The organism is Bacillus sp. JJ1609 (assembly GCF_036967045.1).
GTDB lineage: Bacteria > Bacillota > Bacilli > Bacillales > Cytobacillaceae > Mesobacillus.
Genome location: NZ_JBALSS010000006.1, coordinates 511,872 through 536,814, shown reverse-complemented (window position 1 = coordinate 536,814; position 24,943 = coordinate 511,872). Strand labels below are relative to the sequence as shown.

Annotated in this window: 26 protein-coding genes, 1 pseudogene and 1 riboswitch; of the genes and pseudogenes, 10 read left to right on the top strand and 17 right to left on the bottom strand. The window is 42.8% G+C overall.

Going from position 1 to position 24,943, the window contains the following annotated elements; all coding sequences use genetic code 11:
• Window positions 1–77: 77 nt before the first annotated feature.
• Complete coding sequence (gene treR / locus V7654_RS07275) at window positions 78–803, bottom strand: trehalose operon repressor (protein WP_335429567.1); 726 nt, start codon at window positions 801–803, stop codon at window positions 78–80.
• A 653-nt stretch (window positions 804–1,456) separates the two neighbouring features.
• Here treR and V7654_RS07270 point away from each other — a divergent pair.
• Window positions 1,457–1,777: a helix-turn-helix domain-containing protein gene (locus tag V7654_RS07270; RefSeq protein WP_335429564.1), complete on the top strand. Its 321-nt coding sequence runs from the start codon at window positions 1,457–1,459 to the stop codon at window positions 1,775–1,777.
• Window positions 1,778–1,922: 145 nt separating this feature from the next.
• On the opposite strand, the gene V7654_RS07265 is transcribed toward V7654_RS07270, so the two are convergent.
• Complete coding sequence (locus tag V7654_RS07265) at window positions 1,923–2,069, bottom strand: anti-repressor SinI family protein (RefSeq protein WP_335429563.1); 147 nt, start codon at window positions 2,067–2,069, stop codon at window positions 1,923–1,925.
• Between the two features lie 29 nt (window positions 2,070–2,098).
• Window positions 2,099–2,184: riboswitch (cyclic di-GMP riboswitch) on the bottom strand.
• A 663-nt stretch (window positions 2,185–2,847) separates the two neighbouring features.
• On the opposite strand from V7654_RS07265, the gene V7654_RS07260 reads away from it, so the two are divergent.
• Window positions 2,848–3,192, top strand: a complete 345-nt coding sequence (locus tag V7654_RS07260) for a helix-turn-helix domain-containing protein (RefSeq protein WP_335429560.1) — start codon at window positions 2,848–2,850, stop codon at window positions 3,190–3,192.
• A gap of 265 nt (window positions 3,193–3,457) precedes the next feature.
• Here the strand turns inward: V7654_RS07260 and V7654_RS07255 are convergent, their stop codons facing one another.
• Window positions 3,458–4,369: a pseudouridine-5'-phosphate glycosidase gene (locus tag V7654_RS07255; RefSeq protein WP_335429559.1), complete on the bottom strand. Its 912-nt coding sequence runs from the start codon at window positions 4,367–4,369 to the stop codon at window positions 3,458–3,460.
• Window positions 4,370–4,381: 12 nt separating this feature from the next.
• On the bottom strand, window positions 4,382–5,479 hold the full coding sequence (locus tag V7654_RS07250; RefSeq protein ID WP_335429557.1) for a carbohydrate kinase: 1,098 nt from the start codon (window positions 5,477–5,479) through the stop codon (window positions 4,382–4,384).
• A 263-nt stretch (window positions 5,480–5,742) separates the two neighbouring features.
• Between V7654_RS07250 and V7654_RS07245 the strand changes: the two genes are divergently transcribed.
• On the top strand, window positions 5,743–6,417 hold the full coding sequence (locus V7654_RS07245; protein ID WP_335429555.1) for a nitrous oxide reductase accessory protein NosL: 675 nt from the start codon (window positions 5,743–5,745) through the stop codon (window positions 6,415–6,417).
• Between the two features lie 99 nt (window positions 6,418–6,516).
• On the opposite strand, the gene V7654_RS07240 is transcribed toward V7654_RS07245, so the two are convergent.
• From V7654_RS07240 to motA, 7 genes are all read right to left on the bottom strand, one after another.
• Window positions 6,517–7,248 carry an ABC transporter ATP-binding protein gene (locus tag V7654_RS07240; RefSeq protein ID WP_335429553.1) on the bottom strand — a complete coding sequence of 244 codons (732 nt, stop codon included), beginning with the start codon at window positions 7,246–7,248 and terminating at the stop codon, window positions 6,517–6,519.
• Window positions 7,241–8,074: an ABC transporter permease gene (locus tag V7654_RS07235; RefSeq protein WP_335429552.1), complete on the bottom strand. Its 834-nt coding sequence runs from the start codon at window positions 8,072–8,074 to the stop codon at window positions 7,241–7,243. Before V7654_RS07235 ends, V7654_RS07240 begins: the two co-directional genes overlap by 8 nt.
• Complete coding sequence (locus V7654_RS07230; protein ID WP_335429550.1) at window positions 8,056–8,517, bottom strand: nitrous oxide reductase accessory protein NosL; 462 nt, start codon at window positions 8,515–8,517, stop codon at window positions 8,056–8,058. The genes V7654_RS07235 and V7654_RS07230 overlap by 19 nt, the downstream gene beginning before the upstream one ends.
• Window positions 8,514–9,869, bottom strand: a complete 1,356-nt coding sequence (gene nosD, locus V7654_RS07225; RefSeq protein WP_335429549.1) for a nitrous oxide reductase family maturation protein NosD — start codon at window positions 9,867–9,869, stop codon at window positions 8,514–8,516. The genes V7654_RS07230 and nosD overlap by 4 nt, the downstream gene beginning before the upstream one ends.
• 530 nt (window positions 9,870–10,399) lie before the next feature.
• Complete coding sequence (locus V7654_RS07220) at window positions 10,400–11,620, bottom strand: MDR family MFS transporter (protein WP_335429548.1); 1,221 nt, start codon at window positions 11,618–11,620, stop codon at window positions 10,400–10,402.
• Window positions 11,621–11,741: 121 nt separating this feature from the next.
• Window positions 11,742–12,509, bottom strand: a complete 768-nt coding sequence (motB, locus tag V7654_RS07215) for a flagellar motor protein MotB (protein ID WP_335429547.1) — start codon at window positions 12,507–12,509, stop codon at window positions 11,742–11,744.
• On the bottom strand, window positions 12,502–13,296 hold the full coding sequence (motA, locus tag V7654_RS07210; RefSeq protein ID WP_335429546.1) for a flagellar motor stator protein MotA: 795 nt from the start codon (window positions 13,294–13,296) through the stop codon (window positions 12,502–12,504). The genes motB and motA overlap by 8 nt, the downstream gene beginning before the upstream one ends.
• Window positions 13,297–13,460: 164 nt before the next feature.
• Between motA and V7654_RS07205 the strand changes: the two genes are divergently transcribed.
• A complete protein-coding gene (locus tag V7654_RS07205) occupies window positions 13,461–15,002 on the top strand; it encodes a methyl-accepting chemotaxis protein (RefSeq protein WP_438825259.1) in 1,542 nt (513 codons plus the stop codon).
• Window positions 15,003–15,108: 106 nt separating this feature from the next.
• On the opposite strand, the gene V7654_RS07200 is transcribed toward V7654_RS07205, so the two are convergent.
• Window positions 15,109–15,483: a DUF1992 domain-containing protein gene (locus tag V7654_RS07200; protein ID WP_335429544.1), complete on the bottom strand. Its 375-nt coding sequence runs from the start codon at window positions 15,481–15,483 to the stop codon at window positions 15,109–15,111.
• 219 nt (window positions 15,484–15,702) lie between these two features.
• The gene (locus V7654_RS07195; RefSeq protein WP_335429543.1) at window positions 15,703–16,356 is read right to left on the bottom strand and encodes a peroxiredoxin; all 654 of its coding nucleotides are present in this window, start codon (window positions 16,354–16,356) and stop codon (window positions 15,703–15,705) included.
• Between the two features lie 124 nt (window positions 16,357–16,480).
• On the opposite strand from V7654_RS07195, the gene V7654_RS07190 reads away from it, so the two are divergent.
• Together V7654_RS07190 and V7654_RS07185 are read left to right on the top strand one after the other, a co-directional pair.
• Window positions 16,481–16,645: a hypothetical protein gene (locus tag V7654_RS07190; protein ID WP_335429542.1), complete on the top strand. Its 165-nt coding sequence runs from the start codon at window positions 16,481–16,483 to the stop codon at window positions 16,643–16,645.
• Between the two features lie 156 nt (window positions 16,646–16,801).
• Window positions 16,802–17,119: a YbjQ family protein gene (locus V7654_RS07185; RefSeq protein WP_335375283.1), complete on the top strand. Its 318-nt coding sequence runs from the start codon at window positions 16,802–16,804 to the stop codon at window positions 17,117–17,119.
• Window positions 17,120–17,157: 38 nt separating this feature from the next.
• Here the strand turns inward: V7654_RS07185 and V7654_RS07180 are convergent, their stop codons facing one another.
• The 3 genes and pseudogenes from V7654_RS07180 to V7654_RS07170 form a co-directional block, all read right to left on the bottom strand.
• Window positions 17,158–17,577, bottom strand: a complete 420-nt coding sequence (locus V7654_RS07180; RefSeq protein WP_335429540.1) for an NUDIX hydrolase — start codon at window positions 17,575–17,577, stop codon at window positions 17,158–17,160.
• Between the two features lie 141 nt (window positions 17,578–17,718).
• On the bottom strand, window positions 17,719–18,126 hold the full coding sequence (locus V7654_RS07175) for a GNAT family N-acetyltransferase (protein WP_335429690.1): 408 nt from the start codon (window positions 18,124–18,126) through the stop codon (window positions 17,719–17,721).
• A 69-nt stretch (window positions 18,127–18,195) separates the two neighbouring features.
• Window positions 18,196–18,627, bottom strand: a pseudogene (locus V7654_RS07170) (NUDIX hydrolase); the annotation flags it as partial.
• Window positions 18,628–18,802: 175 nt separating this feature from the next.
• On the opposite strand from V7654_RS07170, the gene V7654_RS07165 reads away from it, so the two are divergent.
• Window positions 18,803–20,899 (top strand): DNA topoisomerase III, encoded by a 2,097-nt coding sequence (locus V7654_RS07165; protein ID WP_335429538.1) that lies wholly within the window; start codon window positions 18,803–18,805, stop codon window positions 20,897–20,899.
• A gap of 123 nt (window positions 20,900–21,022) precedes the next feature.
• Entirely contained in the window at window positions 21,023–22,297 is a 1,275-nt protein-coding gene (locus tag V7654_RS07160; protein ID WP_335429537.1) for an MDR family MFS transporter, read from the top strand.
• 272 nt (window positions 22,298–22,569) lie between these two features.
• On the opposite strand, the gene V7654_RS07155 is transcribed toward V7654_RS07160, so the two are convergent.
• Window positions 22,570–22,965: a hypothetical protein gene (locus tag V7654_RS07155; protein WP_335429536.1), complete on the bottom strand. Its 396-nt coding sequence runs from the start codon at window positions 22,963–22,965 to the stop codon at window positions 22,570–22,572.
• 215 nt (window positions 22,966–23,180) lie between these two features.
• Between V7654_RS07155 and V7654_RS07150 the strand changes: the two genes are divergently transcribed.
• A complete protein-coding gene (locus tag V7654_RS07150; RefSeq protein ID WP_335429535.1) occupies window positions 23,181–24,413 on the top strand; it encodes an aminopeptidase in 1,233 nt (410 codons plus the stop codon).
• Between the two features lie 149 nt (window positions 24,414–24,562).
• Window positions 24,563–24,835: an acylphosphatase gene (locus V7654_RS07145; protein ID WP_335429534.1), complete on the top strand. Its 273-nt coding sequence runs from the start codon at window positions 24,563–24,565 to the stop codon at window positions 24,833–24,835.
• Window positions 24,836–24,943: the final 108 nt, after the last annotated feature.

The following is a 24,943-nucleotide window of genomic DNA, read 5'->3' as shown; positions in this document are numbered from 1 at the left end:
ATTTTATACTTTCTTATCTCAAAATAATAAACGGCTTCCCATTTTTGGGAAGCCGTTCTCTTTATGCAATATCGATCTTATATCGACTTCGTATCCATCCGCCGGGCAAAATCAACGAACCGGAATTTGTCGGGACGGTGCCTGGATTCTGTATATTGGAATTGTGTAGCGTCATCGAAGTAAATATAATTCTTAACGACAACGATTGCGTGATAACCTTCCATATCCAGAAGCCGACGGTCTTCCTCGCTTGGTTCCTCAACAGTGAATTCCTTTTTGGCAAAGCTGATCTTTTTTTCAAGCTTCTTCTCGATATATTCAAAAATGGAATTTTGACAGTTTTCCTTCGTGAGTCCAGGCACAAATTTCTCCACAAGAAAATCCTTATCAAGGATGATTCTCTCGCCATCAATAAGCCTCACTCTTGTTACCTTCCACACCTTTTCGTCATCATCGACATGAAGTTCTTTTGCAATTTCTCGGCCAGCCAGTTCCAACGTGAATTCCTCAACATTCGTTTCAGCCTTGCCTCCCATGTTTTCGGCGAGCTCCTTGAAGCTTACCAGCCCGGAAATCGGGAACTGATGCCTTTTTAAATCCAGCACCAGCGAGCCCTTCCCGCGAATCTTCTGGATAAATCCATTCTGCGCAAGCAAATTCAATGCTTTCCTAATGGTCTCCCTCGAAGTTTTATAGCTGTCAGCAAATTCATTTTCTGACGGCAGGATTGTTTTCGGCTGATAATGGCCCTCTTGAATCATTCTCGCGATCTCTTCATATATCAACAAATACTTTTTCTGCATCATATTCCCCCGTGCCTATACTGATTGCTATCATTTTACCTTTTTTTCCGGGTTTTGAGAACAAATGTGGTGCTAAAGACTCTTATTAAATGGTTCAGTTAAGGAACAGAGTGCTTTTGTTTTTTTAGTTGCGAGACTACTTCTGCTGAAATGGGATTAAAAACGGAGAAACTGGGATTAAAAATACTGTAACTGGGATTAAAATGCTCAAAACTAGGATTATCTCTACAGTTGGCCGCGACTTTGGCAGCTCTGTTGATTGGAACAGAAAATGCTGCTGCCTTTCCATCGTGCGTGGTTCATTCCAAGAAGCTGTTCAGTGTCCTCCGGAAAATGCGGTTCAGGGAAGACCTAGGTAGTCCGCAAGAATGATTATTTTACCCCGCAGACGTGGGATGCTTCCCGATTGCCCGAGGTAACAGCGCCTATGATTATCATGATTCTGAGACTTAAATCCTGTAAAATTAAGTCGATATAAAATTAGTGATTGAAATTCCACTAATTTTCCCAACATGAGCTCTGCAAAAACTTCAAAAAAGTACCCTATAGGAAAAATAAATTGGTTATAATTGTTCTATAAGATGTTCTTAATATGGAACTGTTTAAAATGATTTGTTATGATATAAATATAAATTGATAAGGTGTGGATAACTATGATCGGTGAGCGCGTTAAAAAACTTCGACTTGAAAAGAAAATGTCGTTATCCGAACTGGCCGAACAAGCTGGCGTCGCGAAATCATATTTAAGCTCTTTGGAGCGCAATCTTCAAACGAACCCTTCAATCCAATTCTTAGAGAAAATCGCTGCTGTCCTTCATATCCCTGTGGACCATTTAATCCACGAACAGCCAGACAAGGAGAATATGGATTCTGATTGGGTGAACCTTGTTAAAGAGGCAATGGATTCTGGAATTTCCAAAGATCAATTCCGTGAGTTTCTGGAATTCAATAAATGGAGAATTCATAATAAGTAACGTTCGGTGGATAGCCTAGGCTGTCCTTTTTCTTTGTTTTGTGCAAATCAACACACCGCCCTTAGGATCGCATGCAACTCTCCTAAAAATAAAAAGCACCTCCAAAAAGAGCTGCTTGATCAATTTTTTATTATATATGTAGGTTTTAAAGCTCAGTACCAACTGATTGGCCATTGAAGTTTGTTAAAAACTCTCGAATTTCCTCTTTATTTAAGCCCATTTCTAGTGCTTCCATGATTAACTGCATCCATTCTGTATCCAGTTCTTCGAAAATTGCCTTCTCACTAATCACTTTCTTCCCCCCAAAATACTATTTGTATTCCAGGCAGTCCGGCCATCATAGTACATTGCACCTTAGATCCGTGACTTTGCGTCCTAGTTTTTCAACAAGTTTGCCTTTTTCTGTGCCTTTTTTCATATCCTTAACTCCCAATATCATTGTATATGGTTCTTTTTATTTATAATGTAGGTATTTGTCGGTTACTTTTTATCGATTATTTCTTTTTTTTTCCACAGAATTACAAAAAACACTTGTTGTCTTGGTAAGTTTTCAGAAATTTCAAGCATTTATAAGGACTTTTTTGTCATATTTTATACCTAATTGTTGAACAGTTTTTTTATTCTTACCCCCAAAAATTATTGGCGGACTCTCTACGAGTAGTTTCTTTTTTATATGGAGCGTTATTCCATCGGTTTAAAATGGCCACTTTTTCAAGAGTTACTGCTTGAAAAAAGGGATATCTAGTTAAATCATGACCACAAACAGGGCAAAGCCACTCCCCTACCTCATTGCTGCTATACGATGGACGATTGCATCGATCACAGTTTTTTCTGTACATCCCCTTCAAAACCTCCTGGGCAAGAATAAAAGCCGCCTACGTTCTTTATAAAGTATAGTTCAATAGAATCATTTATGAAAAAGTCTAAAAAATGCCGAATTATCCCAAAAACTCACTTTATTCGTTCGTTTTAAAGAATATACTCTGTTTTTCTTACATTCTTGTATTTTTAAAAGAACTCAAATGTTCGTTATAATGAATAGATGAATTGATTTTAAGGAGAATAATCATATGATGGTTGGAGAGAAAATTAAAAGTCTGCGGATAAGAAAAAAGTACTCGATCACTGAGCTATCTGAAAAAGCAAATGTGTCGAAATCTTATCTTAGTTATATTGAAAGAGGCATTCAGAAGAATCCCTCCCTGCAAGTGTTATCTCGTCTGGCCAAAACGCTGGACACTACGGTTGAATATTTAATGGGGCACGAGATAAAGGTCAACAAGAATGGTATTCCAATTGATCAGGAGTGGCTCTTGCTTGTGGATGAAGCGATAAAGAACGGAATCAGCAAAGAAGATTTTTCCTTTTATTTGGACTTTGTGAAATTCAAGAATAATATTAATCACGACAAATGATAGCAAAAACAAATCAAGTACTTTTGGCGAGTATCCTCAGTCACCCTGCCCTCTCATCCTCCCAACTATTTTTTTGTTACTAATAAAATACAACTACGCCAATCTATTTAGACCAATTTTTAAAATTTATTGCATTAGAGTGCGTTATTCTTAGACATGGTTATGTATCAAGACTTTTCAGTAACTTACAATTCATAAAATATCCATCAGTGATAGCGACGCATAAAAAAAAAGAACCAGCATCATGGCTGATTCTCTATTTGCTCTATTTTGCAAGGCTGACAGCGATCATCGCTCCTACCCTGGCATTGTTTTTGACAAGCGCGATATTTGCAGCAAGACTCTTTCCTTCTGTTAATTCTTTTACTTTTCCCAGCAGGAACGGAGTAACCTGTTTGCCGCCGATTTGATTTTCTTTCGCTTCAGCCAGTGCTTTTTCTATGACACTATTGATTAGGCTTTCCTCTAGAGCATGTTCTTCGGGAATCGGGTTTGCCACCACGACGCCCCCATTCAGCCCCAGCTCCCATTTTGTCCGGATCATATCTGCAACTTCAGCGGTTGTATCCAGGCGGTAATTCACATTGAATGGACTCGTCCTCGTATAAAACGCTGGCAATGTGTCCGTTCCAAAGCCTACGACTGGAACTCCGTATGTTTCCAGATATTCAAGTGTCAATCCCAGATCTAGAATAGACTTCGCGCCTGCACAGACGACGGCTACATTTGTATTTGCGAGCTCCTGAAGGTCAGCGGAAATATCCATTGTCAATTCTGCTTCTCGGTGGACGCCGCCAATTCCCCCTGTGACAAACACTTCAATTCCGGCTAACTCTGCGCAAATCATGGTTGCCGCTACTGTAGTCGCACCATTTTTCTTGGAGGACAATAAGTATGGCAGGTCACGCCTGCTCGCTTTTTCAACATCCTTGCTCTGTCCCAAATATTCCAGCTCGTCATTTGACAAGCCAATCTTTATTTTTCCGTCAAGGATGGCAATCGTAGCAGGAACTGCTCCATTTTCCCGGATGATTTCCTCAACTTCTCTTGCTGTGTGGATATTCTGTGGATAAGGCATTCCATGAGAGATAATGGTAGACTCAAGGGCAACAATAGGCTTGCCCTTTTCTCTTGCTTCGATTACTTCCTGTGAAAATTCAAGCCACTTCTCTAGCATCCTATATCCCTCTTATTTAAAGTTTTGTTTATACGTGTCGAGCAATTGTTTATTATTTAAAATTGGATTCACTGTTTCAATTGTCTGCAAGGTAAGAATCGAGCAAGCCATGCCTATTTTGCAGGCATCCTCTGTTTGGATCCCATTTAGGTGAGCATAGATAATTCCTGCTGCCAGGGAATCCCCAGCTCCGGTCACATCGATCACGGATATGCTCGGCGGGATAAGCACGCCCGCTTCTCCTTTAGATGAAAAATAAATCAGCCCATTGTCTCCCCTGCTGATGACGACCTTCTCGACGCCCTTATGTATAATCAACTCAGCAGCTTTAAAGAAGTCGCCTTCATTTTCAATGACGACTCCTGAAATGGCTTCTGCTTCGTCCTTGTTGGCAATCAGCCAGGTCACACCGGACAAATCCTCTGGCAGTTTTTTCGCTTTTGGCGAAGAAACCGGGGTGATGCAGAGCGGAATGTTTTCTTTCCTGCAACGCAAGATGATCGCCTCGAGGACATATGCGGGAAAATTGGTATCAAGAAAAATGAAATCAGAGGAAGCAAAATAGCCCCATTTACTCTCAATAAATTCTGGGGTGATAGAATCATAGATTGACATTTCTGCCAGTGCAACGGACATTTCCCCTTCATGATCCAGCACTGCCGTGTAGGCTCCTGTAGAATGCCCCTTAAGCATTTGTGAAGGATTGACATCAGCAAATGCCTTTGTGTATTCCATAAGCCAGTGCCCTTCATGGTCATCGCCTACGACGGTCAGCACGCTGACATCGCTTCCGAGCCTTCCTAGATTTTCGCCGATATTCCTTGCCACGCCGCCGCATGATTTCGAACTCTCTGCAGGGTTTGAGGTGCCAAGCTCCAGCTGGCTTTTCGACCAGATTTTCCTGTCGATATTCGCCCCGCCCACGCACAATACCTGGCGTTTCTCAGGCAGGATATAGGCACGGCCAAGTATTTTTCCTTGTTTAATTAAAGATGAAATATAGCCTGCAACCTCTGCACGCGATAAATCGGTCTTCGCAGCTAAATCGCTTTGTGAGATAAAAGGATCTTCTTTAATCAGTTTTAAAATCAGCGCCTCTTTTTCGTTCATGCTGCGCACCTCGCTATTTCCAAATACTAGCCTATAATTAAATCTTAAACTTTTGTCTGAATTTACACAACATTATTAAAAAACAGTTACATTTTTAAAAAATGGACTTCCTTTTGATGACTGGGCCCGTAAAAAATCGTTCTGTATATCCGTCACAAAATTGTCAAAGAGATTCGGCAAATCTCACGCTTTTCCCACTGAATTTTCTTATTTTAATCACAACTCCTTGGTAGGATTAATTTCGAACACAAGGAGGGATTCAGATGAAGAAATATTTATCTATTTTAATTGCATTATTCTTATTAACCGTTATATCTGCCTGCGGTAATGATGCTGCAGAAACAAAGGATGAAAGTGGGGGTAAGACAGCTTCTGCGACTGAAGAAAAACACAATGAGACAGAGCATGCTGACGGTCCTCATGAACCTGGTGAAGACGATGTATGCGCCTTCTGCAATATGAAGGTCTATCCTGAAAACGATCCAATGGGCGTTTTCACTGCACAGGCAAAAACCGCTGACGGGAAATATGTATTCTTCGACGATTCCGGCTGTCTTTTAAACTCACCGAGAAGAGATGACGTCGAGTACGATGAAAAATGGGTACGAGACTATGTAACTTCCGAATGGATCGATGCTGATACGGCTATTCCTGTAAAAGCGGACATTAAAACGCCAATGAAATACGGCTATGCATTCTTCAAGGATCAGGCAAGCGCCGAGAAATTCATCGCTGAAAATAGCGACAAAAAACCAGAGCTTGCTACCTGGGAACAAATTGACCAGATTTCAAATGAACGATACATGAAGAAAATGAAGATGAAAATGAATGGCGGCAGCATGAATAAAAAGGAAAACAGTGATATGAATGGCGAAGACAGCAGTATGGATGGAGATCACAATGAAATGGAAGCTGAGGACAAAGAAAGCGGCCATTAAACAGTAAAAACCCGGTGCAAATCCTGCACTGGGTTTTCTATTTGTGTTCCTTTCTGCTTTCTTCCATCAGTGAGTCTCTTATCCACATGTGGATAAGATTCAAATTGGGCCCTGTTGTGCACGAGAAAAGAATATCTTTTCCAGTGGTGAGTATACTCCATCTTGTTGGATGAGCGAATTAACTGCATCACAGTATTGCATCTTCCCTTCCTGCATGAACGCAGCTCTGTCAGCTAATTCTTCTACAAGGCTGAGAATATGGGTAGTGAAGAAGATCGTCCTTCCCTGGCTTTTCTCCTCGAGAATGATTTCCTTAAAGCGAAACACCCAGTATGGGTCAAGACCATTGGTCGGCTCATCGAGAATTCTCAGCGGGACATCGGGCAGAAGTGCCTGCGCCAGTGAAAGCCGCTGTTGCATCCCTTTTGAATACTGCTTTATTGGCATATGGCGTACTTCGTACAATCCAACCTGCTGCAATGCCTCGCTTACCTTTTCATCACTGATTTTTCGAAGGCGGGCAAAAAAGGTTAATACTTCAAGTCCGGTTAATTGGCGCGGGAACAGCATTTCATCTGGCATATAGGAGAATAACTGCTTGTATTCAAAGCTCTGCGGATTCACTTCGTTTCCTTTCATTAACACCTTACCTACAGTCTGCTTCATGATACCCGTCAGCATTTTGATCAGCGTGCTTTTGCCGGCTCCATTCCCTCCGCAAAGTGCAAAAATTTCCGCTTTGCCGACAGTCAGATTGATATCCGTGATTTTTTTCGTCTCACTATAATGTTTGGCCAAACCCTCCAGCCTGATCCATTCCTCGTTACTCAACAACAGCCCCCCTTTTAATCCTGCGCACTGAGTATAGAACAGGCAGGATTGTCCACAGCAACGCAGCGGATAAAAATAGCATCTTTCCTGTCAATCCATCCGCCCAAACCGTCATATCATATAGGCGCGGCCCAAATACGGATGCCCCATCGAGCGATAGAATCGATTGGACGCGGATTAACTCCACAGGGTTAATAAAGATCGAAACTGTTAGCATCGGCAGCAGCCACTGCTTCATCGTGAACATGCTTGCTCCCATGATGATGAAATCATAAAAAAGCACAAGGAATGTCCAAACAATCAAGTTGCTCCCAAGCGCCTGAAAGCGAGTTTTGGATAAGATGCCAATCATCATCGCGAGCGAAAGGAATATGGCCGCCAACAGCACCGAATATAAATAGAACGAAATCAGCAAAGATACTGAAACGCTGCCGCCAATGAAGAAAATCACCAGAAAGGCCGCCCCATAGCCGAATGTCACAACAGACCAAATAGCTGCAAACAGCCCTGCGTATTTTCCGAGGATCACACCCCAGGGAGAAACTGGATACGTCAGGAGCAGCATCAATCCCCTGTCTTCTTTTTCACCTGACAAAAACAAGCTGCCAATCAGCAGCGACAGCAACGGGATCAGCAGAAGGTTAACATTCAGCAAACTTGCCGTCATCCGATTGAATCCATCAAAACCAAATCCGCCCGTATTTCCTAAAAACGCAACCATAACTGCCAAAGATGAAAACAACAGGCCAAAGCCGGCCAGCCAGTGGCTTCTCATGATCAGGGTCATCTGCTGCCTGGCAATATGCATCATTGTTCCCAGCTCCACTCATGATTTGCCAGTGCTTGATAATCCAAGATTTCTCCCATCCCCTGTTCCTTTACGTAATTCTCAGCGCTATCCTTATTCTTAAAGCTGACGACCCCATTGGCCATTGGCGTCCAAAAATCAGGATGGTAAGCGTAATAAGCCTTTTCAAGCTCTACCCACTCAGCAGATTCCATATCCCGTACAAACTTTTTCGCAGCGCCTCCCTCTTGCAGGCTGCTTTCTGACTTACGGAATTCCTCCATGCAGCCTATATCATCGAATTTATAAATTTCGCCATCGTCGGTAACAACCTCTGTCGCAAAATTCTCATTGACAATTCCCATATTACATATCTCGCATACATCGATCTCAGGGTTGATCTCTTCAGGTTCCATCGAGCTGTTCTGGCAGCCGCTTAACATCGCCAGCAGCAGAGCCGCCATTCCAAGTTTTTTTATCATAGCAGTTTCCTTCCTTTCACAATGACTATTAAAGAGAACAAGATAAACAAGGCGCCGGCAATCCCAGGAATGGTCGTATTTTTGCGAGTTTGCTCTTCATCCGGCTGCAGAGTTGTGACTGGTTCCACAAGCGGTTTCGCATCATATACGTTGGCAGAGCCAATAGACGGGAATAACGACTCCGCTTTAGTCCAGAGTTTAATCGACGGACTTTCAAAGAAGAATTGCCAGTATGGCTGTTTTTGTAAAAGGCGATCATACAATGAACCTGCCTTGTACGCCTCTTCGCCAATGCCATCACCCGAGAGATCAAAACTGCCGTAATCATCCCAGTAGTTCCCTCTCATGCCATTATCGAGCCTCATGTCGTCACCCGATATCTTTGACTGCACGATATTGCCGATAAAATTGTTTTCCGAAAAGGTATTTTGATGATTTTGATCTTTGAATTCCAGTCCAACCTGGTTGGCTGCAATAATATTTTTAATCGCACGAGTATCCTCACCATTTTCCAATGAAAGTCCAGTACTGTTGTGAATGATTTCATTTCTTTCGATTAGAACATTCTTCGTTTCATAAATTAAGATTCCGAATCCCCTGACATGGAAATGGTCTGCAACCCTGTTTTCAATGAACTCAATTTCCTGAGAATCCATCACCATGAATCCAGTGATATTTTTTTCGACATCATTTTTTTTTGCTAAGATTTGTTCGCTGAACATGAAGTGCATCGCATAGCGGGATTGCTGGACATTGTTATCAGTTACGTTAATGTTTTTTGTAAAATCAAAATAGATGCCATCCTGGACATTGGAAATTTGATTACCTTCGAGCAGGTGGTCCCTGCCTTTAAATATATGGATGCCATTTCCCCGTTTTGAAAAATGGGATTCATAGCTTGTGATGCTGTTTTCAATCAGTTCATTTTGATTGCTGTTTGCTATATAAATTCCGTTATGGACATTTTCCAGCGTATTCTTTTTAATTACATTCTTGTGGGCTTTTTTAATATTAATTCCGCTGTCCTCTTGTTGGGTGCCAATGTTCCTGATGGTCAGCCCTTCGAGGTGGACATTGGATCCAGTAATTGTGATGACATTACCCCTTCCGCTGCCATCAATGATTGCTCCCGGTTCTCCCTTGATTGAGATTGGCTTATCAATGACCAGGTTCTCCTGATAAACTCCACGCAGGATGAAAATGAAATCCCCATTCTTTGAGCGATCAATAGCAGCCTGCATGGATTGCCCTTTTTCTACTTTAATAGTCTCGGCCGATGCATTGGTATGTCCCATGGCAAAAAACATGACAAATAACAATGTCATTGTTACAGCCCGTACGTTACATTTCATGGCTACCCTCCCTCAAAAACGTTCCACTTTAAAACTAGCAAATAAATGTGAGAGAAACTTGAAATTATTGTGGGGAAATGTTGAAGTTATCCAGTGGGATGCCAGTAAAAAATGGCATGATTACAGAGAAAAACAATTGTATTTTTAATTTTCTGAATTCAAATATTAAATTGTGTCTATTTTGTGACAATTAGAATATAATGTAAATACTATGCAAGGACTTATAATTTCATTAGGAGGACATGGACATGACGATTGTTCATATTTTAAACTTCTCCATTCCAATCGCGATGATGCTAGTAATCGGATTCGCGGTGGATAAAATGTGCCAGCCTGATCCTGTTGAGCAGGAAGCGGAATGATTTCGTAATGTGAATATGAATATGAATTAAGGATTTCCCCTCTGAAACAGGAGTATTTTCGCGGAATTAAGGATGATTTCACGGGATAATGAGGTGTTTTTGCTGAGGAACATTACTTTTTTAAGAAGCCTAAAAAAGCAGGACTCCAACGAATCCTGCTTTTTCGCATTAATTTTTCACAATAGCTGGGGAAGTTTTCACAAAAACCTTGTTCCCCTGTACAAAGAATAAGATACTTCCAAGAACCGCAACGGCAATAACTGAGAATAATACAGTACCGCCAGCCTCCTTTAATAAGAAGCCACCTACAATCGGTCCAATGAAATGGCCAAGCTTGCGGAACTGGGCTGCCCCAAAATATGTCCCTCTTAATTCATCCGTCGCCAGCTGGTCAACAAGATAGCTGCTTGAAGGAAAGATCAGTATTTCCCCAATGGTTACGAACAAAATAGCCAGTATGCCTGTGTACCAGCCAGAAACAAATCCAAATGTCAGCATCCCGACAGACAGGAAGACGGCTCCAGCCATCATGACCTGCATCGTTTTGAAACGTTCCGCGAAATGGCTGATTGGCATTTGCAAAATCACGACCATCACAGCATTTATGGACAGCATCACTGAATAAACGAAGACCCCGTTTGCAAGCGAAGATTCCAAATGCTGAGGCACATTGGATTCAATTTGCGAGTATCCGAAATTGATAATGATGCTTCCAAGCACTAAATATAGTAAGGCTTTGTCTTTTCCAACAATCCTTAAGGAGCTCGCAATCGTAACCTTCGCTGCCCCTTTACTGACTGGATTGCCTACATTGTACTTTTTTATCATTCCCGCAAAGATCAATACATAAATGAAGTACATAATTCCTGTCACCATGAAGGCTGACTTTGCTGAAACAACGGCAAGGTAAGCACCTAGCAGCGGTCCGACGGAAGCACCAATATTGATAGCCGTATAGCGTAATGAGAAGGCCCGCATTCTCTTGCTTTTTTCCGTCAAATCAGCAATCAGGGCCTGCCCTGACGGCTCAAAAAATGAACCGGCGAGTCCATTAAGCGCGTTTAAAATGATAAACCATACAGGTGTTTCCGCAATCATAAAACCCAAATAAATAAGCGACATTGAGAAGAGTGAACCAATCATGACGGGCTTGCGTCCGAAACGATCAGACAAATGCCCACCTAAAAATCCCCCGATCACTCCGGCCAAAGGACTGATTCCAATGGTTAAACCGATCAGCACAGGATGTAAATCCAGATTCCTGGATAAATAAATGGCCAGGAACGGAAGTGTGGCGAATGCTGAACCCCTTGCGAGCACTGTCCCGCTTAGCAGAACCCAGACAATCGGGTGGAATTGCCGGTAATAGCTTTTAAGTTTTTTATTCATGTTATTTACCTCATAAAGTTAGATTCCTAAATCATAGCAAAAATCCAAAATTATGAAAATAGCGTAAATGAAAAATAATAAACAAAAGACCGTCACCAATTAAATGATGACGGCCTTCCTATTACTCTGGATTATTGCTTGTACGAGGCAGAATTAAAATCTCTACCCTTCGGTTCCTGGCTTTTCCTTCAGCGGTCGCATTCGTAGCCACTGGCTGGAATTCGCCAAATCCCTTTGCACTGAACCAGCGCGGGTCAAGCTTTTCATTTTTCAAAATGATTTTCATAAATTCTACCGCACGCATGACGCTCAGTTCCCAGTTTGATTCATAACGCGCGTTCTTTATTGGGACATTATCTGTATGTCCGCTGATAATGATATTCCGCGGAGGCTCCATGATCAGCAAATCAGCGATTTCATTCGCGATGTTCATATCGGTGGACCTGACCTCTGCCCTTCCCGATTCAAACAGGACATTATCCCTTATCGTCAAAAGCAGGCCTTCATCTGTTAAAGAGGTGTTAAGCTTATCTTTAAGCTTTTTATCCTCAATATACGAATTGACCTTCTTTTGCAGCTCCATCAGTTCCATTTGATCCTTCGCTGCCTCAGCCTTCTGATCATTCTTCTCGACATCTTCTTTGCGTTCATCAGGAGATTCCATCTGTCCTTCTGGCATTGGGCTTTGGAATTCAAACACACCCGTCCCCCCTGAAAACACATCATTAAATGCTTTTGAAAGCATTTGGAATTTCACAGCATCAACAGAACTCATCGCAAACAAAACGATAAACAGCGCCAGCAGGAGTGTGAGCAAATCGGCATAAGGGATGAGCCAAGATTCATCCATATGGTCCTCATGGTGCTCCTTCTTCTTTCTCCTACTCATCCTTCGCCACACTGCTTTCTTCAAGGATTCGTTTTCGGTCGCCTGCCGGCAGATAGGAGGCAAGCTTCTGTTCGATCACTCTTGGCGCTTCCCCTTCAAGGATTGATAAGATTCCTTCAATCATCATGTATTTCACTTTTGCTTCCTGCTTCGATTTGCGCTTCAATTTATTGGCGAATGGATGCCACAGTACATAACCGGTAAAAATACCAAGCAATGTCGCTACGAAAGCCGCACTAATCGCCCTTCCTAACTCGTCCGTATTATCCATATGGCTCAATGCTGCAATCAAACCTACAACTGCGCCAAGTACTCCAAGTGTAGGAGCATAAGTGCCAGCCTGGGTAAAAATGGCTGCGCCTGATAAATGGCGCTCTTCCATTGCTTCCACTTCTTCAGTCAAAACATCTCTGATATAATCAGCACTTTGACCATCCACTGCAAGCGATAAGCCATTCTTCAAGAACTCATCATCTACTTCGCTTGTCTTTGCTTCAAGCGCCAGCAGCCCTTCTTTTCTGGCGAGCTGGGCCCATTCTGAGAATAAACGGATCAAAGCCGGAAGATCCACCATTTCTTTTTCCTTAAATAAAATCCCGAATAGCTTAGGCACTTTTTTTAGTTCATTTGCTGGAAAAGCTATTGTTACGGCTGCTACTGTTCCCACAATTATGATTAAGATTGCTGCTGGATTCACGAGTGCGCTTGGGCTTACCCCTTTGAAGACCATCCCAACTCCTACAGCTATAATCGCTAAAATGACACCTATGATCGACGACTTATCCATTTACGACTCCCCTGTCTGCTTTGCATCTATTTCTATGTCGAACTTTTTGACTGTAATCAAGTATCTTTTTTTATTTCGACACAATTTCAGAAATTTTAAGAGGTAAGGAAGGATTTTATCAAAATGGATAGGTAAAAATTATTTTTAATGAAGAGATTAACGACATGAAACTTTATTCCGATATAACATATGTAAAGACACTTATCTTCAGAGGAGGATTTATTGTGGAGGCTATTGAAAATCTCCGCAGGCAGGATACGAGAAAGAAAAACACCTTGATGCTCAGCACCTACTCCGTATCTTTGCTAGCGACAACAGCATATACCATTATTGAAAAAGAACCATTTTTTAAAACGATGATTTATGCAAGTGAATTACTATTTTTTGTCCTAAGTTATATCATTTTACAAGTTTTGTTTAAGAAAGAATCTTTTTTTCCATACGCAGCACTGGCAGTTATTTATATTCACCATTTTATCTACATTGGCCAATTTGGCGGCAATGGTGCATTCTTGTTAGTCCTTCTGTTCCTGGCGGTATTTGCAGCCATCCATTTCGATACAAAAATTTTTGTAATAGGATTTACTTTAGGATTAGCTGGAGTAGTCATGAACACCCTCATGGCAACTGAAAATGTTGATTTCTTAAGCACTAATTTTGCTGCAATCTTGCTTTGCTACATACTGCTTGGTGCAGTGTTGTTCGTTTTGATTCGCTTGAACCGGAACACCTACAAGTCGCTTGAGACGTTCTTGGCGGATTCGGAAAAGGAAAAAGCCCGTAAAGAGGAGCATAGCTCATTGCTGCATAATGAGCTTCTCATTGTGTCAGAAAGTCTTGGTAAAATAAACGGCCAGATTCAAACCCATTTATCGTCTCAAACGGAAATGAAAATAGCGGTAAACGAAATTTCAGCTGGAAGCCAGGTACAGACAGAACAAATAAGCCAAATCTCTGAAAATGCTGAAATGACGAGACAACGGATGGACGAAATGTCCAAGATGTCCGTGCTGCTTTCTGATAATACGTTACAGGCTGCCAAGGCATCTGAAAACGGCTCGCTTAAGATCGGGGAACTGCAGGGAGACATGAAAGAGCTTGCCGGTTCTATTTCTGAACTTAGCCAAACATTCTCCATGCTGACAAAAAAGATTGAGGAAACAAACGGCTTCATCGTTAACATTCGAAATATCACCGAGCAAACAAATCTGCTTGCATTGAATGCTTCAATTGAAGCAGCACGCGCTGGCGAAGCTGGCAAAGGCTTCTCCGTTGTGGCCAACGAAATTCGCAAACTGGCTGAAATGACAAAGGAAACAGCCTTGCATATTACTGAAAATCTTGCTGCTGTTAATGAAACAAACTCAGCTGCCCTTGAGAAAATGAATGACAGCAGTGAAAAGCTTGCACAAAGCAGAACTGCGGCAGACGAAGTCTCTGGCTTCTTTTTTGAAGTCAGCAGCACACTGCGCGAGCTTACCAATCAATTTGATCAGTTCGAATTAACAGTAAGTGACGTGAAACACCAGACAGGCGACGTCGAAGCATCAACAAGAGAACTGGCAGCCATCATCGAACAAGCAACAGCAGGACTTGAAGAAATGAACGCAACAATCGAAACACTCAACGACGACAACCAAACCATCGCAGCATACGTAAACCAAACAGCAATAGCAGCCGAAAAAATCAAAACAATAGGCGCTTAGAAGACAATATCTTTATTCAATCACCGCATTACTCCACTGGGGGTCAGACCCCCAGTGCTTTAAAACGTTAACGCGCCGGGGGTCTGACCCCCGGCGCGTTAATTTGTTAAAGTAGTTTGTTTTGGATTTTGCGTTCGTAGTTTTTGAATATGGATGAGTTGGTGGTGCCGCCTCTGCTTGACATGAGTTTGTTGTACTTTAGGAGCTTCTGGCCTAATTGCTGGCTGAGCTGCTCTTTTTCTTCTGGATTCTCACATTTGCGGATCAAATCTTCGATCGTCATGACTTCTTGCCTTAATTTATTTCCCTCAGGAGAGAACCCGCTGTTCTTCAGCAGCTGGTAAGCCATCCTTAATTCCTCTGGCACTGCAGATAAATCCTCAAGATTTAGCGGTTTTCCATAACCAGGAAGGTTTTCAAATTCCCCATCTTTATAGGCTCGCTTAATCCTATCCTCAGAAACAATAAATGAAAAATCCATCAGAACCACTCCAGTCCGTCAATTTCACCTTATTACTATTATTATATTATTTTCTCCCATTTTTTCCTAATTATATTGTTTAGAGTTTCACATTTTACCGCGTTAAAGGTTTAGCAAGTTAGCGAGCAGGATATTAAACAACATATATCATAATTACATAACAAGGGGTGTCTGTTAATGAACTAAGGCCTATTAGATTTTCTAATAGGCCTTTTTATTCTAATAAAAGTCACCGTATCTGTGCTGATTTAATGATGGTCCTGATCCATTTCCAATGTTCGATTGATCCGTATTGAAGCCCTGCTGGCCAAGCATCCAGTTGGCCGGTACGCCCTTCCCTGTTTGTTTTACATATAGCAGTGCTTGTAACAGCCGGACATGCTCTGGCAGATTACGGCCAATTTTACGAGGATAAACAAGCTTTGCTCTGATAATTTGCTCAGGGTCAATAAACACCGATGCTCTGAAAGATTCCCCAGTTGTTTCATCAAGTACCCTGTAGGCTCTGCTGATCATATGTGTCCTGTCACTGGCCATGGGATAGGTAACATTTTTCAAGGGTGGAGAGGTTTCTTGAAAAACCTTGTGCGAATGGACGCTGTCAGTACTGATTGAAACCAATTCAGCGTTCATAGCTTTTATATGAGGGTAAACAGCGGCGACCGCCGCCAGTTCTGTCTGTCAAACAGGTGTAAAATCGTTAGGGTAAAAAAATAAAATGACCCACTGCCCTTTGTAATCTTCTAAATTTATCTGGGTAATCGTCCGATTAACAACTGCTTCTGCAGTAAAAAGCGGTGCATTGTCACCATGAGTTGCACAAAAAACATTTTGCCGTGGAGATAAATCCTTTGCGTAAATTTTTTTATCCATTGCAGCCACCCTCCTTTCAAGAAATTTCTATCTATACAATCATATGCAACTGCCCAGGAACTGATTTTTTATATTTCAGCTTCCATCAGGAAAAACTACTTGGGACAAGAAAGGAGGTTTCAAGATGGGCAGAGGTAAAGATTTCAACCATAAGAATAAAAGCCATCCAGGCAATTTCCCAGCAGGTGCCGAAAAAGCAAAGCGCGCTGCGACAGAAGCTCAGGAAGATGAAGAATTCCTAGTCGTCCAGGAAGCTTTTAAAAACCGCGTAGAGGAAGACGAAGTTTAAGCAGACGGAACCTGGCGCATTTCGCCGGGTTCTTTTTTTGCTGGTATTTAATTTTGAAACTTTTTTAAAAGGGTATCGTATATGTAGATACTTAAGGTTATTTTCGCAGGGATACATATTGACGAAAAGAGCCTACTTAAGAAGGAGGAGTTAAAGATGATTGTAACTACAACACCGACTTTGCAGGGAAAAGAGATTGAACGATATTTAGGGATTGTGTCAGGTGAAGCGATCATGGGCGCGAACGTGGTCCGTGACTTTTTGGCAAGTGTCACAGATGTGATTGGCGGCAGGAGCTCCGCTTATGAAAATAAGCTAGCCGAGGGACGCGAAATCGCCATCCGTGAAATGGAAGACAAAGCGCGCAGAATGGGTGCTAATGCGGTCGTTGCTGTTGACCTTGATTTTGAAACACTTCGAGAAGGCATGATGATGTGCATCGCTACTGGGACGGCTGTTTATGTAAAAGAATAATTGGTATGGGACCAGGTATTTTACCAGGTCCCTTTTATCTAAATTCCAAGTTCATAAAACACATTATTTTGATCGAAATCCTTCATTATTTCAGGCGGCAAAAGTAATTCGAGTTGTTCTTTCGTTGCCCATTTGTAATCAGAATGCTCCGCTGAAAGCGTAATATCTGGACTCTCACTATGGCATAAGTATGCAAGCAGAATTATTGGTCTTGTTGGATCGGTTTTAAAAGTTGTCGCATATAAAATCTTGTCATCAGTAACAGTTAGGCCCGTTTCTTCGTTAATTTCACGAATTAATGCCGCTTCTATTTCTTCCCCGAATTCTATTTTGCCTCCAACGATCTCCCAAGTGGTACTGCCCACTTCATCATCAGCCGCCCTCTTAACGATAAGTACTCTTTCCTCAAGTAAAATGACGCCTTTAACGACTACAACCATTTTATTTTCTTGCTTCATCTGGGTACACCTTTCCCTTTAAATCAATAATCTTGCAAAATTGGAATGTTATTTTGCGGAAACCGATAAGTACAATAATCTTGCGAAATCCTCTGCTATTTTTGCGAACAGGAAATTCACACGGAATTTTTCTAATTCTGCTTATTTGTACTTTTTAAAATTAGCAATTCTTAAACTATCTCCTACGATCATATCCTCTTGCCGAACGAAACCAAGTTTTTCATAAAGCATAACAGCCGGCACATTTGCAGCTCCAGTTGAAACGATGATATTAGAGGTGTTTTTTTCTAGCGATTCAATATGTACGATGAGCTTGGCAGCAATTCCCCTTCGAAAAAAATCAGGATGGACCATAACCCGGTGAATATCAAGTGTCCCAGCTTCCCTTTTATACGAAACGGCACCTGCAAGCTTGTTCTCTCTGTAATAGCCGATGAAGGTTTCCCCGCAATTCTGCAGCTGTTCAAAGGTTTCTTTCAAAGGCGGAATCTCATAAGTGCCGATTAATTCAGCTTCTATTTTGTAGGATGCTCTTTGCAGCTCCAGCACCTCTGCAGCAGATATGATTCCATTAAGATTAATCTCTTTGATTTCCGGCAAAATGCCATAATTTCTGATTTTGTTTAAAATTAATTCAGGCCTGCCCTGAAGCGGTGGAAGCTTATCCAATGGGAAAAAACGGAGGTCTTTGCTTTCTCCATCAAGCATCTGCAGGTTCCCTTCCCATTCATCTGAGGCATAAAGGGCGATCGCGTTGTATATTTCATCCCCATTCGGATATTGGAAATAATATTCCTCTCCCGCTAGCACATCCAGGAACTTCAGGTTCTTTAAATGAAGCCCCGTTTCCTCAAGCAGCTCCCTGCTGGCCGTTTCCTCAAAACTCTCCCCAGGCTCCATCGCACCGCCAGGAATCCCCCACCTGCCAGTATCAGCCCTTAGCTGAAGCAAAACATCATATCGCTCATTGAAAACCAACACAGCAGAACCAACCAAAATAAACGGCCTAGTCCCAATCAGCCTGCGAATCTCCCTAATATAATCAGCCAAACTCTATCCCTCCCCCACACTTTAGCACTGCACAGCCGTGGGGGTCTGACCCCCATGACTTTAACGCGGTACTGCACCGGGGGTCTGACCCCCAGTGCGTTAATGCATTGGTGCGTTTTTTCTATTATACTAAGTAAAGCATAAGGAAATTTGTTTTGTTTTGAAAGGAGTATTTATGAAATCATTAGTTCTTGCGGAGAAGCCGAGTGTGGCGCGTGAGCTGGCTCGTGTTCTTGGCTGCAATAAAACCCATAAGAGTTATTTTGAAGGTAATCAGTATATTGTGACGTGGGCTCTGGGCCACTTGATCGAATTAAAGATGCCGGAGAATTATGACCTTAAGTATAAGGTTTGGAAGCTTGAGGAGCTGCCGATTATCCCGGATAAAATGGGACTAAAAGTTATCAAGCAGACGAGCCACCAATTCAAGGCGATTGAAATGCTTGCCGAGCGGAAGGATGTTGGCGAGTTCATTATCGCCACAGATGCCGGACGTGAAGGTGAACTTGTGGCCAGGTGGATACTTCAACGAATTAACTGGCGAAAACCAATCAAACGACTTTGGATTTCATCCCAAACCGACCGTGCGATTAAGGATGGTTTTAAACAATTGAAACCCGGCAAGCAATTTGAGGACTTGTATGAATCAGCGGTATGCCGAGCGGAAGCGGATTGGCTAATCGGGTTGAACGTTTCACGTGCACTAACAACGAAATACAAAGATCCACTGTCTGCAGGACGTGTGCAGACACCAACTCTGGCAATGGTGCTGGAACGTGAAGACGAAATCAATAAGTTCGTGCCGAAGGATTACTGGACCATCCAGGCGAAGGTCGGCTCCCTGACTGCGGAATGGGAGCATAACGGCGAGAAGAGGATTTTCTCCAAGGAGAAAGCTGAGCAAATCCAAAACAAGCTTTCGAATAAGAAAGCTGTCTTGAAGTCGATCGACCGCAAGCAAAAAACAGAGCCGCAGCCCTTGCCATATGACCTGACTGAATTGCAGCGTGACGCCAATAAGCGCTTTGGTTTTTCGGCTAAAAAAACATCGAATGTCCTGCAGGGTTTATATGAACAGCACAAGCTCGTCACTTACCCAAGGACAGATTCACGCTATTTGACGACCGATATGGAAGCAACGATGGCTGACCGCCTTCAGGGAATTATGTCTGGCTATAAGGATGAAGCGAAGCCTGCGATTGCGCAAAAAGGAAAAGTGCTGGCACGCCGTGTGTTCAATAATGAAAAAGTGACTGATCACCACGCAATCATCCCGACAGAGGAACGACTTCATCTAGCAGACTTGTCACCTGATGAAAGAAAATTATACGACTTGATTGTCCGCCGCTTCCTTGCGCTATTTTATCCGGCTTACCAATACGAAACGATTCACGCAAGCTTTGACGTCGAGGGTGAATCACTATCTGCAAGAGAAACGAACGTTCTTGACCTTGGTTTTAAAAAGGTCCTTGGAAAAGACGATGAGGACAATGCAGCGAAACAAAGCCTTGGACATCTGGAAAAAGGCAAAAGCTACCCAGTCGGCCAGGTAACAACAAATAAAAAGATGACCGAGCCGCCGCTTCGCCTTTCTGAATCTGACATCCTTGCAAAAATGGAGAAGTTCGGACTCGGTACGCCGGCAACTCGTGCTGAAATCATCGAGAGGTTAATCTCATCTGAAGTCGTTGATCGTCAAAACGGAAGACTTTACCCAACGAAAAAAGGCAAGCAGCTCATTGACCTTGTGAACGATGAACTGACCTCCCCTGAACTTACGGCAAAATGGGAAAAAGAACTCGAGGAAATCGCTCGCGGCAAGGGGGATCCGAAAGCATTCAAGCAGCGGATCCGCGAACAAACAGCGAGACTTGTCTCAGAAATCAAAACAAGCGACAAATCGTATCGTGCCCATAACCTCACTGGCTCAAAATGCCCTGAATGCGGCGAGTTCATGAAGGAACGAAAAACGAAAGAAGGCCGAATCCTGGTTTGTTCAAGTCCTGAGTGCAGCTTCCGCAAGCACAAGGATCCTAAGCTTTCACAGCGCCGCTGCCCTCAATGCCACAAACGGATGGAAATCCACAATGGCAAGGCAGGCGCGTACTTCCAATGCCGACGATGCAATGTCGTTGAAAAGGCGGAGGATAAGAAAAAAGGCGTCTCCAAACGCGAGGAGCGCAAGCTGAAGGATAAATACAGCCCGTCTGAATCCAATTTCGGAACGAGCCTCGGTGACCTGCTGAAAGCAGCGCTTGAGGATAAAGAATAATCTTGCAGCAGAATGCAAAAGCGGCCTAGTGCCGCTTTTTTTAATAAGGTTGAAGCTTGTAAATCCTTCCTCCTAAATAGTATGATTATCGATGGAATTATTTAGATATGAAGGAGAAACATCATGAGATTTAAAGATTGGGATCAAAACCTGAAAGTCCGCCTGTATGGCGAGGCTTTGATGAATATAACTTTTTGGATGTTTTTCCCGTTTTTGACGATTTATTTTGCCGAAAGCTTTGGAAAGGATAAGGCCGGCTTCCTGCTGATTTTTTCACAGGTGTTCTCGGTTTTCGCGAATCTGCTTGGAGGCTATACAGCTGACCGGTTTGGACGCAAACGGATGATGGTCATTTCTGCATTCGGCCAGGGTATCGCCTTCCTGGTTTTTGCCTATGCCGTTTCCCCTTGGTACACCTCGCCGATGCTTGGCTTCATCTGCTTTGCGCTTGTCGGGGTATTCGGATCCATCTACTGGCCAGCAAGCCAGGCGATGGTTGCAGATGTCGTGCCCGAGAAAGACCGGAGCAATGTTTTCGCTATTTTTTACACATCCATTAATATCGCCGTAGTCGTCGGCCCGATTCTTGGGGCTATTTTTTATGTAAAATACAGATTCGAATTGATGGTGGCTGTCGGTATTATTTCGATCCTGCTCGCTCTGGTTCTCGCCAAGTGGACGAGAGAAACAGTGCCGGCATCCGCTCAAAAAGAAAAGGCCGCTGATGGAAAATGGTACGACTTCCTGAAAAATCAGCTTGCCGATTATAAGGTCATTGTCCAGGATAAAATTTTCCTGATGTTTATCGTAGCAGGAATTTTGGCCGCGCAAACCTTTATGCAGCTTGACCTGTTGTTCCCTGTTTATACGAAGGATACCGTCAATAATCAGACGGTCCTCGAGCTTGGCACCAAGGTTTTCACTGTGAATGGAGAGCAGGCTTTCGGGCTGATTCTTTCTGAAAATGGACTTCTTGTCGCCCTCTTTACGGTTTTCGTAACAAAATGGATGACTCGATTTCGCGAACGGAATGTATTTATGCTGTCATCGATTGTTTACGCCGTGGCGATTCTTATGTTTGGGGCTACCAACTGGATTTGGGGCTTGATTGCGGCGATGGCCGTTTTCACATTAGCTGAATTGATGACAGCAGGCCTGCAGCAAACCTTCATTTCCACCCTCGCACCTGAGCATATGCGGGGCCAGTACTTTGCAGCAGCATCATTAAGGTATACGATTGGCCGGACAATCGCGCCGATCAGCATACCGCTGACAGTCTGGATTGGCTATGGCTGGACTTTTATCATCCTGAGTATTTTGGCACTCTTTAGTGCAGGCTTATATTGGGTGATGTTTAGGATGTACGAGAATAAGAAGGCAGCTGGAAAAATGGCTTAGTGTAAGCATGGGGCCTCGTTCCCTGTGCTTTTTTGTTGCTATGGAAGACTGAGATTTATTTGAGTTTGCTGATTATCATAATTGGAATTTTTCTAAAGGAACTTACAGTTTTAGCATATTTAGTAGGATTTCAAACATAACTTTTTATTTTAGAGCATAATCATCCCAACTTCGAGCATAAATTAATGATTTCGGTAATGAATATCCCAGACTGAACACAACGACAACAAAAAAACCATGCAGATTTCAACTAATGCATGGTTTTACTCTTATTATTTCGTTTTTGCCTCACTATACTTGAATGTCATGAAGACAAACAATAAAAAGCTCAGCAAGAGTGTGGATCCGCCGACAATGTAGAAAATCATCGTGAATGTTTCCGGCAGCGGGAATGGCTTTACATTATAGAGCCACATGCCGGCTGTCAATCCAACGCTTCCTATGATGGCTGTCCAGACATGGAATATTGCTAGCTTTGAAGTTTTTGGTACCTCGTAAGCTCGGTAATAGCTTGAAAAGGCGAATAGGCTCAACCAGCCGACTACCAATATATGTGCGTGGACTGGTCGGATGGCATAGTCTCCTGCCCCCGCCATGTGGGATCCAAGAAATGCCCCGATGAATGCGTAAATGGCCGATAATCTTAATAAGACAACATCGTATTTCATGTAAAAAAGTCCTCCTGAACCGCTTTTATATACCGTACCATTTTAACTCACCTGTCCCCCAGATTCCAGTTTGACAGACCCTGAGAGCCCTTCAATGTCAGAGTTCCTTTCTCTACGATTCGTGGAAATGTCTGTTCTAGTCGAATGTCTTAAGTTTCTTTTTTCCTATAAAATCGTTACAATATAAAAGAAGATTCAGAAAAGGGGCGAAATAGATGAGTGATTTTCATACTAATTTAGAAAAATATGCGGACCTTGCAGTCAAGGTCGGCGTTAACATCCAGAAAGACCAGACGCTTGTAATCAATACTACACTTGATTCCGCTGAGTTTGTGCGCGTTGTTGTTAAAAAGGCGTACGAAGCTGGCGCTAAAAATGTAGTCGTCAATTGGAATGATGATGTCGTTTCCAGAACAAAATACGAGCTTGCACCTGATGAGGCTTTCAACGAGTATCCAGAATGGCGCGCGCGCGAAATGGAAGAGCTTGCTGAAAATGGCGCAGCCTTCATGTCGATCGTTTCTTCAAGTCCTGACCTTTTAAAAGGTGTGAAGTCCGAGAGAATCGGAAACTTCCAGAAAGCTGCTGGTACAGCACTTTCCAAGTACCGCAAATACATACAATCCGATAAAGTAAGCTGGACGGTCATTGCTGCTCCTTCAGAGGGGTGGGCAAAAATGGTCTTCCCTGAAGAGCCTGCTGAAACTAGAGTTCAAAAGCTTTGGGAGGCAATCTTTAAAGCAGTCCGCGTAAATACTGAAGATCCTGTTGCAGCATGGAAAGATCATGATGCATCCTTGCATGAAAAAGTCGATTACCTGAACAGCAAGCGCTACAAAAAGCTGCACTATAAAGCTCCAGGCACAGACCTTACTGTTGAGCTTCCTGAGAAGCATATCTGGGTTGGCGCTGGCAGTGTGAACGAGCATGGAAATGAGTTCATGGCGAACATGCCAACAGAAGAGGTTTTCTCTGTTCCGTTAAAAACTGGCGTTAACGGCTATGTATCAAGCACTAAGCCGCTTAGCTACGGCGGAAACATCATTGACCGCTTCAAGCTAACATTTGAAAACGGCAAAATCGTTGGCGTGGAAGCTGAGGAAGGCGAAGAAATCCTTAAGCAGCTAGTCGCTACAGATGAAGGATCGCATTACCTTGGTGAAGTGGCACTTGTTCCATTCAACTCACCAATCTCTCAATCAAATGTCCTTTTCTTCAATACTCTTTTTGACGAAAACGCATCAAACCACTTTGCGATTGGCAGCGCCTATGCTTTCTGTATCGAAGGCGGCAAGAAGATGTCTTCTGAAGAATTGGCAGAGAACGGCTTAAACGAGAGTATTACTCACGTCGACTTCATGATCGGTTCTGATAAAATGGACATCGACGGCATCTCTGCGGATGGAGATGCTGAAGCAGTATTCCGCAACGGAGATTGGGCATTCTAATCATTCTTATAAATCAGCTGTACCCATAAAATCCGGGTACAGCTGTTTTTATCTATACGGTACCACCCATTGTGATATAATGAACTTATCTAAGAGTAAAAAAATATTAGATATATTGTTAACCTAATCGTTTATCTGGGGGCGGCGTCTTGATCCAATTACAAATCATTGTGTCAGGAGAAGTTCAAGGTGTGGGGTACCGGTATTATACACAAATGAAAGCTATTCAATTTGGCATTACAGGCTGGGTGAAAAATCTGCAGGAAGGCGGCGTGGAAATCCTCGCTTCCGGTGAAAATGATAACCTCGAACGTTTCATTGATGAAGTACGCAGAGGCAATCCCTTCTCAACAGTAGACCATATTGAAGTAAACGAAACCGAAAAAACCGAAACCTATCGATCATTCGCAATTAAATACTAAGGGAGCTTTGGGCCTTTATGAAAAACAGCCAATAATAAGAAGGCAGAGGACATCGATCCTCTCCCTTCTATTTTTTTGCTTGGCTCTATTAAACAAGGCTGTTGATTT

Bases quoted from the DNA above. Each gene is read 5' to 3' on its own strand.
- V7654_RS07230 (WP_335429550.1), bottom strand. From the start codon at position 8,517: ATGATAAAAAAACTTGGAATGGCGGCTCTGCTGCTGGCGATGTTAAGC.
- V7654_RS07180 (WP_335429540.1), bottom strand. From the start codon at position 17,577: ATGAAGCAAGAAAATAAAATGGTTGTAGTCGTTAAAGGCGTCATTTTA.
- V7654_RS07160 (WP_335429537.1), top strand. From the start codon at position 21,023: ATGAGATTTAAAGATTGGGATCAAAACCTGAAAGTCCGCCTGTATGGC.
- nosD (WP_335429549.1), bottom strand. From the start codon at position 9,869: ATGAAATGTAACGTACGGGCTGTAACAATGACATTGTTATTTGTCATG.
- motA (WP_335429546.1), bottom strand. From the start codon at position 13,296: ATGGATAAGTCGTCGATCATAGGTGTCATTTTAGCGATTATAGCTGTA.
- V7654_RS07220 (WP_335429548.1), bottom strand. From the start codon at position 11,620: ATGAATAAAAAACTTAAAAGCTATTACCGGCAATTCCACCCGATTGTC.
- V7654_RS07190 (WP_335429542.1), top strand. From the start codon at position 16,481: ATGGGCAGAGGTAAAGATTTCAACCATAAGAATAAAAGCCATCCAGGC.
- V7654_RS07185 (WP_335375283.1), top strand. From the start codon at position 16,802: ATGATTGTAACTACAACACCGACTTTGCAGGGAAAAGAGATTGAACGA.
- V7654_RS07255 (WP_335429559.1), bottom strand. From the start codon at position 4,369: ATGCTAGAGAAGTGGCTTGAATTTTCACAGGAAGTAATCGAAGCAAGA.
- V7654_RS07270 (WP_335429564.1), top strand. From the start codon at position 1,457: ATGATCGGTGAGCGCGTTAAAAAACTTCGACTTGAAAAGAAAATGTCG.
- V7654_RS07260 (WP_335429560.1), top strand. From the start codon at position 2,848: ATGATGGTTGGAGAGAAAATTAAAAGTCTGCGGATAAGAAAAAAGTAC.
- V7654_RS07165 (WP_335429538.1), top strand. From the start codon at position 18,803: ATGAAATCATTAGTTCTTGCGGAGAAGCCGAGTGTGGCGCGTGAGCTG.
- V7654_RS07205 (WP_438825259.1), top strand. From the start codon at position 13,461: ATGAAACTTTATTCCGATATAACATATGTAAAGACACTTATCTTCAGA.
- V7654_RS07155 (WP_335429536.1), bottom strand. From the start codon at position 22,965: ATGAAATACGATGTTGTCTTATTAAGATTATCGGCCATTTACGCATTC.
- V7654_RS07150 (WP_335429535.1), top strand. From the start codon at position 23,181: ATGAGTGATTTTCATACTAATTTAGAAAAATATGCGGACCTTGCAGTC.
- V7654_RS07200 (WP_335429544.1), bottom strand. From the start codon at position 15,483: ATGGATTTTTCATTTATTGTTTCTGAGGATAGGATTAAGCGAGCCTAT.
- treR (WP_335429567.1), bottom strand. From the start codon at position 803: ATGCAGAAAAAGTATTTGTTGATATATGAAGAGATCGCGAGAATGATT.
- motB (WP_335429547.1), bottom strand. From the start codon at position 12,509: ATGAGTAGGAGAAAGAAGAAGGAGCACCATGAGGACCATATGGATGAA.
- V7654_RS07250 (WP_335429557.1), bottom strand. From the start codon at position 5,479: ATGAACGAAAAAGAGGCGCTGATTTTAAAACTGATTAAAGAAGATCCT.
- V7654_RS07245 (WP_335429555.1), top strand. From the start codon at position 5,743: ATGAAGAAATATTTATCTATTTTAATTGCATTATTCTTATTAACCGTT.